Annotated in this window: 8 protein-coding genes; 6 read left to right on the forward strand and 2 right to left on the reverse strand. The window is 65.9% G+C overall.

Translation table 11 applies throughout. The annotated features are described in order from the left end of the window. Window position 1: 1 nt before the first annotated feature. Both ACE37B_RS12520 and ACE37B_RS12525 read right to left on the reverse strand, forming a co-directional pair. Window positions 2-1,636: an ABC transporter substrate-binding protein gene (locus ACE37B_RS12520; protein ID WP_409923649.1), complete on the reverse strand. Its 1,635-nt coding sequence runs from the start codon at window positions 1,634-1,636 to the stop codon at window positions 2-4. Window positions 1,637-2,332: 696 nt separating this feature from the next. Next, on the reverse strand, window positions 2,333-3,394 hold the full coding sequence (locus ACE37B_RS12525; protein ID WP_409923650.1) for a hypothetical protein: 1,062 nt from the start codon (window positions 3,392-3,394) through the stop codon (window positions 2,333-2,335). Between the two features lie 144 nt (window positions 3,395-3,538). Here ACE37B_RS12525 and ACE37B_RS12530 point away from each other — a divergent pair, with 144 nt between their 5' ends. From ACE37B_RS12530 to ACE37B_RS12555, 6 genes are all read left to right on the forward strand, one after another. Next, window positions 3,539-6,238: an ATP-binding protein gene (locus ACE37B_RS12530; RefSeq protein WP_409923651.1), complete on the forward strand. Its 2,700-nt coding sequence runs from the start codon at window positions 3,539-3,541 to the stop codon at window positions 6,236-6,238. A gap of 55 nt (window positions 6,239-6,293) precedes the next feature. Then, window positions 6,294-7,457 carry a plasmid pRiA4b ORF-3 family protein gene (locus ACE37B_RS12535; RefSeq protein ID WP_409923652.1) on the forward strand — a complete coding sequence of 388 codons (1,164 nt, stop codon included), beginning with the start codon at window positions 6,294-6,296 and terminating at the stop codon, window positions 7,455-7,457. A 135-nt stretch (window positions 7,458-7,592) separates the two neighbouring features. Further along, a complete protein-coding gene (locus ACE37B_RS12540) occupies window positions 7,593-8,363 on the forward strand; it encodes a YceH family protein (RefSeq protein ID WP_409923653.1) in 771 nt (256 codons plus the stop codon). Between the two features lie 122 nt (window positions 8,364-8,485). Continuing rightward, window positions 8,486-9,223, forward strand: a complete 738-nt coding sequence (locus tag ACE37B_RS12545; RefSeq protein ID WP_409923654.1) for a class I SAM-dependent methyltransferase — start codon at window positions 8,486-8,488, stop codon at window positions 9,221-9,223. A 39-nt stretch (window positions 9,224-9,262) separates the two neighbouring features. Beyond that, complete coding sequence (locus tag ACE37B_RS12550) at window positions 9,263-9,646, forward strand: hypothetical protein (RefSeq protein WP_409923655.1); 384 nt, start codon at window positions 9,263-9,265, stop codon at window positions 9,644-9,646. 98 nt (window positions 9,647-9,744) lie between these two features. Beyond that, window positions 9,745-10,696: HNH endonuclease (locus ACE37B_RS12555; protein ID WP_409923656.1), on the forward strand; the 952-nt coding region annotated here is incomplete at its 3' end.

The raw sequence follows: 10,696 nt of genomic DNA on the forward strand, positions 1-10,696 counted from the left end.
CTCAGGCGGGCACGCAGGCGGACGTCATGCCGCCTCCCCGGTACGAGACGTAGTAGGCGCCCTGCTCGTAGCCAGTGACATCCGCACCGACTCCGACGAACTGGAAGGGTCGCACCGTGAAGAACTGAGCGAAGCTGTCGAGGTTGATCTGCATCGCCTCGCTGTAGATCTCCTTGCGAGCCTCGGGATCGCTCGTCGTCCGACCGTCAGAGACCAGCGCATCGAGTTCGTCGAGTTGGAGGCCGCCCGTCAGGCCGTTGCGAGCCGAATCGGACTCGAAGAAGCTGTACGGACGGTTGGGGTCGGTGATCAGACCCACCCAGAGGTACACGACGTCGAACTCACCGGTACCGGCGTTCTCGACGATCGTGCCGATGTCGACCTTCTCGATCTGCGCATCGAGGCCGATCTCGTTCCAGGCCGACGCCACGATCTGCGCTTCGGCATCCGAGCCGAGGGCGTCCCACTGCAGAATCGTCACCGGAGTACCAACGGCGTCGGCCTCCTCGATGAGCGCTCGGGCAGCGTCGAGATCAGCATCGACACGGAGTTCCTTGTCCAAGTACCAGAACGAGGTCTCGGCGAACGGCTGCAGGGTCGGCGCGGCAAACCCGTTCCATCCTGCCTCGGCGATGTCGGTGCGAGACACCGCAAGCCACATCGCCTCACGAATTCGAGGATCGTCGAACGGGGCCGCGTTCTGGTTGATCGAGAAGAAGTTGCCACGGTTCTGCTGGTTCTCCTGAATCACGAACGAGCCGTCGCTGGCGAGCGACTCGGCGTCTTCGGCAGGCAGATTCCAAGCGAAATCGAGTTCACCGCTCGCAAGCGCAGACAGCCGAGCCGTCGCATCCGGAAGGATCCGCACCTCGAGCCCTTCCAACTGCGGTGCGCCGTCCCAGTAGTCGGCGTTCGCATCGAGGACGAGGCGGTCGGCGGCGGAGTACGAGACGAAGGTGAACGGACCGGTTCCGATGTGCTCGACGATCTGCCCATCGTCCCCAACCGCGTCGGGGTGCATGATCGCAGCACGACCCTGCTGTGCGAGATCGCTCAGCAACGGGCCGCTGGGCTCGGTCAAGTTGAGGACCACCGTTTGCGCGTCCGGAGTGTCGATCGAATCGATGATCGCGAGGACGCTCTGCGACACCGCCGCGGTCTCAGGATCGATGATCCGCTCGAGACTGAACTTGACATGCGACGAGTCGAGCGCTTCACCGTTGTGGAACGAGACACCGTCTCGAAGCGTGAAGGTGTAGCTCAAGCCATCGTCGGAGATCTCCCAGTCGGTCGCGAGACCGTCGGTCACCTCGGCATTGACGTCGACGCCGACCAGCGTTTCGTAGATCAGCGAGAGCCACGTCGCAGGCGTCTCGCCCGACCCGGTGTGGGGATCGATGGCATCGAAGTCCTCCGGCACGCCAGCGACCAGGACGCCACACGCCGCTCCAGCGGGTGTCGTATCGGGTGTCGTAGCGGAGGCTGCGTCCGTTCCTTCGGGCGCCTCCGTCTCCTCGGTGACGTCGTCATCCGGTTCGGCAGCGTCCGGGCTGGCGTCATCTGAGCCACCACAACTCGCTGCCACGAGAAGTGCTGCGACCAAGAGTCCAGCACTGCGTCGGTTTGTGAATTTCATGTCTACCCCCTGAGTTCTACGCGGAAAAGTCGGTCGCATCGGATCTGAACCGTCGAAACGCGACCCCCATTCGACCTCGACCGTGCCGTACGCCGTTGAACTCAACGGAGCACTTCGGGCCGCTCATCCCCTCGTTCAGAATGGCACGCCATCAATGAACGGTTGTTTGTTTATCACTCGGCTCAGAGCATGTCAATCCGAATGATTCGCCGGTAAGTCATGGCGGCTGGGCGATTCCAGCAGTCGGCGTTGTTGACTATCGGTTTGTTTAACTCCGAAGTGCCGGCCCCGGAAAGCAGAGGGGCTCTGTCCGTAGGAGAACCTCTGCCCCCCACGAAAGCACCGACCCGCATCGAACGACGAGACGGGCGAGCGACCGAGAACCGCGGTAGCTCGCAGCACCGCACCTTCTCGTGCGTCGTGTGGCACCGACGGGGTCTCGGCCCGAAGCGGGCCCGCGGAAACAGCGAGGATCGTGCTGTCGGCCACGCTGGCGACAGCCGCGTACGGGCGCGTCGTCGACGGGTCCACCACCCGACGCAGCGGGCGGCGCCACCACCCGACGCGAGACCGGTGACCGAGATTCAATGCCGGCGTCGGTTCGGTCCCAGCGTCGGGTGCGACCACGAACCCGACTGCTGTTCGCAACCGCCGCTGACCAGAGCGACAGAGTGGGTCAGACCCACTCTGTCGCAATCAGCGACGGAAGGGGTTCGCCAGCCTGAAGAACGCCCGTGCCACCGACTTCACCTTCCGCAGCACCCGCTGTTGCGGCGACCACTGCTTGCGCATGTAGGCCATGATCTGGGCGACCTCCCATTCCACGATCTCGTCGGCCACATGGAACGGGGTCCCGTCGGCAAAGCGCGACGGGCTCCGCCGTCGGGCATCGCTCACGTGGTCGACGTCGATCGAGAGGCGCCACTTCTCCGCATGCGTCCGCCACTTCTCCTGGTCGACGACTTCCGGATGATTGACCCAGATGTTCCAGGTCAGCACGTTGCCGGCCTTCAACAGGTTGCCGCCGCTCGTGTTCAGGATCTCCAGGAGCAGTTGGTTGAAGCCATCGAGCACCGGGTCGTGGGTGGGGACGATCGTTCCGACCTGGACTTCGATGTGGCCGACCGACCATGCCTCGTCGGAGTGGTCGGCGAACCTCGGCGTGTGGACACGGGTGGTCTCGCCCTTGAGGACACGGAAGATCGGCTGGTCGGGGTTGCCGGGCTCGTGGGTGCTGACCACGATCGCCTTGTCCTTGCTGATCGGCAGTTCGTGGCCGAACTCCTGCAGCATCGTCCAGAGCATCATGACCGCAGGATTCTGTTCGTAGCCCGGAGCGAACCAGACTCTCGCCTCCACCGACATGTCGCACGCGAGCTCACGAGTGGCTTCGTCGACCCAGCCACGCGTTCCGGTCACCGTGATCTCGACGTTGATGCTGCCGAGCGACGGCGTCTCGATCCCCTGTTGCGGGCAGATGATGGCGTACACGCGACCTTCGTCGTCGTAGCCGATCCGTGAGATGTCGGGCGCGAACATCTGAAAGCACCGCTTCGGATCGGGCTGGCCGGGCTCGGTCTCCCAGCTGAACTCCGGCCAGAGGATGGCTTGCTGGCGCGTCAGCAAGTGGATGTTGTCCATGTTCTTCAACATGTCCAGCGAACCCAGATCGGGGTTCGGATAGGCGAACTCCGGTCTCGACTGTGCGAAGCCTCCGACCCACCCGTCGGGTATCCGTGGCTGATCGTGGTTCGGCATGGCGACTCTCCCTCATGAGCGATGCGCGTCACGGCCGCGACCGCACGCTGACAGTAGCCGAGCGGCCCGGATCGGTGCTCGTGACCCCGGAAACGTCGATCACCCGACTGCTACTGTTCGACACGACCGGTTCGGGGGGCTGCGATGAAACCACTGGTGTTCGTGATGACCGACGTCGTCGGCTCGACGGCGATGTGGGAGACACACGGCGACGCGATGCGAGCCGCCCTCGAAGAGCACGACGACCTGGTGCACGGCGCGATCGACGCTGCTGGTGGCCGAGTGTTCAAACACACCGGCGACGGGATGATCGCCGTGTTCGAATCCGCCGACGACGCGGTCGCCGGCGCCGTGGGGGCCGTCGACGCGTTGGCGAGCCACCAGTGGGGCGAGACGGGGCCGCTACAGGTGCGGGTGTCGGTGCACGCCGGAGCGGTGTCGGCGCGCGCCGGTGACTTCTTCGGCACGCCGGTGAACCAGGTCGCGCGTATCAACGGCATCGGCAACGGTGGTCAGGTGTTGGTCTCCGACGTCACGCGTCAGCTGATGTATCAGCCCGCCGGCGTCGACCTCGGCGTGCATCAGTTGCGCGACCTGTCCGAGCCGATCAGGTTGTGGCAGCTCGACGAGGGCGACCATCCACCGCTGCGCACACTGAAGCGAGCACGCCACAACCTGCCGGTGATGCCGACCGAGTTCATCGGACGCCAACGCGAGGTCGACGAACTCCGCGCGCTCGTCGATCACCACCGACTCGTCACGATCACCGGTGTCGGCGGGTGCGGCAAGACGCGCCTCGCGATCGAGGTCGCCGCGGCGAGCGCCGACCGGTTCCCGGGAGGCGTGTGGTTCGTCGACCTCACCACGGAACGAGACGGCACCCAGGTCGCTGGGCGCGCGGTCAGTGCGCTCGGGATGGCTCCCCAGCTCGGAGCAGATGGCAGCGGCGCCATCGAGGTGCTCAGGGAGGCCACCGCCGAGGCCGCGACGTTGCTGGTCGTCGACAACTGTGAGCACCTCATCGACGAGGTCGCCGACTTCGCCACCGCCGTGCTGTCGGCAGCCGAGAACGTCACCATGCTCGCAACGTCACGCGAGGCGCTCAACGTCGACGGCGAGCGAGCCTGGCGTATCCCGAACATGCAGGGCGCAGCAGTCGAGTTGTTCCTCGACCGAGCCGCCGCGGCCGGCATCACCGGCCTCGACGATCACCTCACCCAGATCGAGCACCTCTGCGCGCAGCTCGACGACATCCCGCTCGCCATCGAACTCGCAGCCGCCCGCCTGACGTCGTTGTCGCTCGACGAACTCGCCGAACGTCTCGATGATCGGTTCGCGCTGCTCGGCGGTGGACGCAGCCGACGTCGACAACGCCAGCAGACCCTGCAGGCGATGATGGACTGGAGTTACGGGCTCCTCGGCGACGAGGAACGGCACGTCTTGAACCAGCTGGGGGTGTTCGTCGGGACGTTCTCGCTCGCTGGCGTCGAGGCCGTGGTCGAACCGACCACGACGCCGCTCCTGGACGTGATCGACTCCCTCGTCGAACAGTCGCTCGTCGTGGCATCGGTCGACTCGGGGCGGTATCGACTCCTCGAAACGGTGCGACTGTATGCACTCGATCGTCTCGTCGAGACCGGGCAACTCGCCTCGACCCGCGACCGGCACCTCGCCTGGGCCGATGCGCTTGCGGGAATCGAACGCCTCGCCACCACCCGAGACGGTGAGACGTGGGAGCTGGAAGATCGCCAGCTCGCTGAGATCGACAACGTCGTCGCCGCCATGGAGTGGGCCGAGCGCACCAACCAGCACGACGAACTCTTCAGCCTCTTCATCGGTGGCTACCCGTGCTGGGCCGTCGCTGGCAGGTTGGTCAGGTCCTGGCTCGACCGGGTACCAGAACCCCCGGCGAGCGACCCGTACCTCCGCAGCCACTGGCTGGCCACCTGCGGCGAGATCCGCTTGGCCACAGGCGACGAGTCAGCTGCGTATGCGCAGTTCTTCGAAGCGTCGTCGATCGCCGACGAACTCCTCGCTACCGACCCGTCGGTCAGGCTGTGTCGGCCAGTGTTCGGAGCCATGTTCCATCGGGGGGTGATCCTTGCGCTGTCGTCTCCGATCGAGGCCTCGCTGGCGGAGAGCGATCGTCTGGGGCGACTGCAGACCGATGGTGCGCCTCGGTTCGCCGAATGGGTTTCGTTGTCGTTGCGGGCCGTCGCGCTGATGTTCGCCGGCGACCCCGCTGCAACGACGTCGGTGGTGGAGGCCGAAGCCGTCGCCCGCACGGTGTCCCAGAGGGTCTACGACATCTCGGTGTCGACGAGAGCGATCCTGTTGTCGCGCGCCGGACGATACGACGACGCGCTCGAGGCGGCCGAGCACGGCCTGGCCGCGCCAGCATTGAGCCAGGCGAACAAGCTGGATCTGTTGGCCCCCGCGGCGGCGTCTCTCGCTGGGCTCGGGCGGTTCGACGAGGCGCTCGCGGTCGCCGAACGAGACCTCGGCCCGATGGTCAACTCACTTCGCGCGAGGCTCGTGGCCAGCCAGCTCGCCGCCACCATGTTGACCTTGTACCACCTCGGGTGTCACGAACGAGTGAGAGAACTCTTCGCGATCGGCTACGCCTTCGGCCACGACCTGATGGGATTCGATCAGGCAGCCCGGGCATATTTCGGTGAGATCATCGGCGGCGAGGAAGGGCTCGCTGCGCTCCCGACGCCCGACCCTGCCGAACTGACGACCGATCGGATCGCGAGCCTCGTCGACGACCTCATCGTCGAAGCTCGCGACCTCATCGCGAACCGTTCGCCCCGTCGCGATCATCTCGTCGCGGTCGCCAACTGAACGGTTCGGGCCGTCTCGGCTTTCGGGCGACGGGTCGACCCGCGATCATGGGGAGATGCTGATCGTTCGTGGCACGAAGAAGCTCCGGGACCGGATGAAGGCTGCGCCCGTCGCACTCCCCGACGACGAATCGACGACAGTGCTCGGCGACTGGTTCGCGACCGCGCTGTTCTGGAAGCCGCAGGCCGCACTCCTGGTGAACACGCGCACGATGATCCCGGTGTTCACGCCCCTCGCTCCGGCCGGCAAGCTCCTCGACCGCGCCCCGGCCGCTATCGCCGAGGTGCTCCGCGCGCACGGCGTCGCCGAGTCGGTGATCGAGGCCGAGCTCGCCGAGATGTCAGAGGTTCGCCTCGCGGCGACCAACGACCGGCAGTTGCTCGGCGTGATGAACGAGTTCGCCTTCCAGGGCGAGGGAGTGTGGGGGCCGCACGACCCCGATCTGTTCCAGATGTCGATGCGTCTCTCCGAGCTGATCCTGGGGCCGCTGATGAAGCGCCACGGCACGCCGGCCGACGAACTCGCCGCGCTCTTTCGCCCGTCGGCCGACGTGATCTCACTGCCGACGGCGACGGTGAACGCGGCCCCGACGACACCGCGGGTCCATCAACTCAAGGTCACCTTGCGCGGTACGAAGCCGCCGATCTGGCGACGCGTGCTGGTCGACGGAGGTCAGACACTCGACCACCTCCACTCGGTCATCCAGGCGGCGTTCGGTTGGTGGGATTCGCACCTCCACGAGTTCCAGATCGACGGAACGAACTACGCCATCCCCGACGAAGACGACTGGACCCCGGTGCGAGACGAACGACGCGTCAGCATCGACCAGGCGCTGTTGGGCGCCCGCTCGATCCGCTACCTCTACGACTTCGGTGACAACTGGGACCACGACATCGTCATCGAGAGGACGACACGCCCTGACCCTGACGCTGGTTCTGACGCTGACGCTGGTTCTGACGTGACGGTGCCCGACTGCATCGACGGGCGGCGGGCGTGTCCGCCGGAGGACTGCGGTGGAACCTGGGGCTATCGCGAGCTGCTGACGATCCTCGCCGACCCGACGCATCCCGACCACAGCGAACGGCGCGAGTGGATCGGCGGCCCCTTCGATCCCGACGCGTTCGACCGGAACGACTTCACCGAGAACCTCCGCCTCCAACAGACCATCGGTCGCCTGGCGTTCGACGACCTCTTCACGCTCGACGACGACCCGCCGTGATCACGCTCGGCGCCTGACCGCCTGACCGCCTGACCACCGGAACAACGCCGTCCATGAGCCTGTTCGAGCCTGCTGGTCCGACGAACTCGTGACGTTCTCCCGGCTGCGGCCCGATGCGGTGGGTACGGTGAGGCGATGGAGCTCTCCGCCGAGGAACGACGTGTGCTCGGGTGCCTCTTCGAGAAGCAGGCGACGACCCCGGATCAGTATCCGCTCACGACGAACGCGCTCGTCAACGCGTGCAACCAGAAGTCGAACCGCGAGCCGGTGGTGACCTACAGCGAACGCACCGTGATGGACGCCGCGTTGCAATTGCGTCAGGCCGGCCTCGCTCGGATGAACAGCAGCGGGCGAACCGACAAGCACCGCCAGATCGCCGACGACGCACTTGGCCTCGATCGCGACCAACTCGCGCTGCTCGCGATCATGCTGCTGCGCGGCCCGCAGTCGGCCGGGGAGTTGCGGACTCGCACCGAGCGGTACCCGACGTCGCAGGGATTCGGCTTCGAATCGCTGGACGACATCGAGGCCGTGTTGGCTCGCCTCGCGGAGGGCACCGATCCCCTCGTCGCGAACATCGGACGCGGACCCGGGCAGAGCCAAGACCGCTGGTCCCATCTGCTCGGCGACGGTGCCGAAGAGCGAGACGTCGACGCTGCGGAGGTGTCGATGCATGACGGTCCCGTGCCCGGGTCGACGCGTCCCGATGGCGGCGGCGTCAGACCGGCGCCCGACCGTGACGCAGCCGGGCCGGTGGCTGCCATCGGCACGGCGCCGGAGACCGTCGGCGAGCTCGAGGCCCTGCGGCGCCGCGTCGCCCAGCTCGAGGCGAGGCTCGCCGCACTCGAAGACGCGCTCGGTGTCGAGACCTCGGTCACCGACGCCCCACGTTCGTCACCTCACTGACGCCGGGGGTGAACGTCGACTTCACCAACCACCAAGCGGAGATCGACAAGCACTCCTGGGTCGATACCAGGAACGTTCGACGGGCGCAACACGAGTGACGAGTACCTTGAGCAGCAGGAACCATGAGTGCTCAGAACATCTACGACGACCCGACGTTCCTCGCAGGTTACGTCACCCTCGATCGCCAGGTCGACGGTCTCGATGGAGCAGCAGAATGGCCGCTGCTTCGGTCGATGCTGCCCGACATGGCTGGCCGACGGGTTGTGGATCTCGGTTGCGGTTTCGGATGGTTCAGCCGATGGGCCGACGAGCACGGAGCGGTATCGGTTCTCGGCATCGACCTCTCGACGAAGATGCTCGAGCGCGCACGCTCCGACACGACCAGTGCGACCATCGACTACCAGTGCGCCGATCTCGATCTCGTCGAACTCGACCCCGACACGGCGGAACTCGTGTTCAGTTCCCTGACGCTGCATGACGTGCGCGACCTGCACCGGCTGTGGTCGCAGGTCGCTGGATCCTTGACTCCGGGCGGGTCAGTGGTGTTCTCGGTCGAACATCCGATCTACAGCGCTCCGACAACTCAACGATTCGAAACGAGCGAGGCCGGGGATCGTGTGTGGCCACTCGACAACTACCTCGTCGAGGGCCAACGAGTGAGGACCTGGTTCGTGGATGGCGTCGTCAAGGAACATCGAACGGTGGCCACCTACGTCAACACCGTGCTCGAGGCCGGCCTGGTGCTGGACCGCATCGAAGAGTTCGGGCCTCCTGCCGAGGACGTCGACGCCCGACCCGAACTCGCCGACGATCGCCATCGCCCCTGGTTCTTGCTTGTCGGAGCGACCAAGCCCGCCTGATCAAGCGAGACGCCCGAGTCCCGGGGCCGACCGAACACGATGTGGAGCGCCCACCCGCTCGCCGACGCGCCGAACGCGAGCGGGCTCAGCGCGCTGTGTCGTCGAGCGATCCCGACCTCAACGGTCGGATGTCTCCTCCTCGTCGTCGATGCTCACGACCACTTCATCGGCGGACTCATTCTCTTCGTCGACAATGGAGACATCGACAGCCTCGAGGTCGACACCTTCACCGCCGACCCCCAGCCACTCCCGGCACCGGACTCGATCCGACTCCCCGGCAAATGGCCCCTTGACGTCACTACGAGCTTCAAACCATCACACCGTGGTGTGCGCACAACGCTCGCCACGGCGCGACGGTCGGAGTCGAAGGTTCGCCCCATCAGCGGTCACATCAGCGATGGCAGAGGCGGCGTGCCTGGCTGATCGGTGACCTGGCCCGATCGAGATGTCGACGCGCTCGAAGGATCGGGGCGAACGTGTGTTTGTCCAACTCTGTCACACCCTCCTGTCATGATGAACGCATGGATGCAACCCAGGTGATCGAACGAGTGGAACGAGTCGCTGCGACCCGCCTGCTCGTCGCGGCCGGCGCCGCCGACACCACCGATCTGGGCGCCACGCTGAGCGACGTCCGCGAGGTCCGCGCCTGGCTCGACCGCAGCGAAACACTCATCGTCGCCGCATTGGCACCAGCAGTGTCGTTCCCCGAAGCTGCGATCGCCGAACACACCCGCGAATCCCTCGGCGCAGCGACGAAGACCATCGAACGGTCCAACACCCTCGACGACGCACCCCACCTCGCCGACGCCCTCGACACCGCCACCATCACCGCCGGCCACGTCGACGCACTGACACGAGCCACCAAAGGGTTGGCCGACCACCAACGCGATGCACTGATCGACGCTGTCGACGCACTCACCGACATCGCGTCACACGCCACCGTCGAACAATTCCAACGACGCATCGCACTCGAGAAGAAACGCGTGCTCGCCGACGACGGCATCGACCGACTCGAACGACAGCAGCGCGCGACCTCACTGCGAACCTGGGTCGACGACGAAGGCATGTGGAACCTACGAGGCCGCTTCGACCCCGTCACCGGCGTGCGTCTCGCCGCAGCCATCGACTCGGCTGTCGACACGTTGTTCGCCGAGACCGTCCCCGAACACTGCCCCACCGATCGGCTCGCGAAGCAAGACTTCCTGCGCGCACACGCCGTTGCGCGATTGATCGACGGAAAGGCTCGTACTGGCCGACGGTGGGGACGACCCGAGTTCGTCGTCGTCATCGATGCCGACACGCCGGCCGGATCCGGGGTGTGCGCCGACTGGAACATCCCCGTCGAGATACCCACCCAAGTACTCGCCGACCTCGCCAACGACGCCGACATCCACGCCGTCGTCGTACGCAACGGCGTCATCCTCCACGCACCCGGCCACCTCGACGCAGGACGAACCACACGACTCGCCAACC

The organism is Ilumatobacter sp. (assembly GCF_046290335.1).
Taxonomy (GTDB): Bacteria; Actinomycetota; Acidimicrobiia; order Acidimicrobiales; family Ilumatobacteraceae; genus Ilumatobacter_A.

Excerpts from the sequence above, each read along its gene's own strand:
- ACE37B_RS12520 (WP_409923649.1), bottom strand. The coding sequence starts at position 1,636 with ATGAAATTCACAAACCGACGCAGTGCTGGACTCTTGGTCGCAGCACTT.
- ACE37B_RS12525 (WP_409923650.1), bottom strand. The coding sequence starts at position 3,394 with ATGCCGAACCACGATCAGCCACGGATACCCGACGGGTGGGTCGGAGGC.
- ACE37B_RS12530 (WP_409923651.1), top strand. The coding sequence starts at position 3,539 with ATGAAACCACTGGTGTTCGTGATGACCGACGTCGTCGGCTCGACGGCG.
- ACE37B_RS12535 (WP_409923652.1), top strand. The coding sequence starts at position 6,294 with ATGCTGATCGTTCGTGGCACGAAGAAGCTCCGGGACCGGATGAAGGCT.
- ACE37B_RS12540 (WP_409923653.1), top strand. The coding sequence starts at position 7,593 with ATGGAGCTCTCCGCCGAGGAACGACGTGTGCTCGGGTGCCTCTTCGAG.
- ACE37B_RS12545 (WP_409923654.1), top strand. The coding sequence starts at position 8,486 with ATGAGTGCTCAGAACATCTACGACGACCCGACGTTCCTCGCAGGTTAC.
- ACE37B_RS12550 (WP_409923655.1), top strand. The coding sequence starts at position 9,263 with ATGTGGAGCGCCCACCCGCTCGCCGACGCGCCGAACGCGAGCGGGCTC.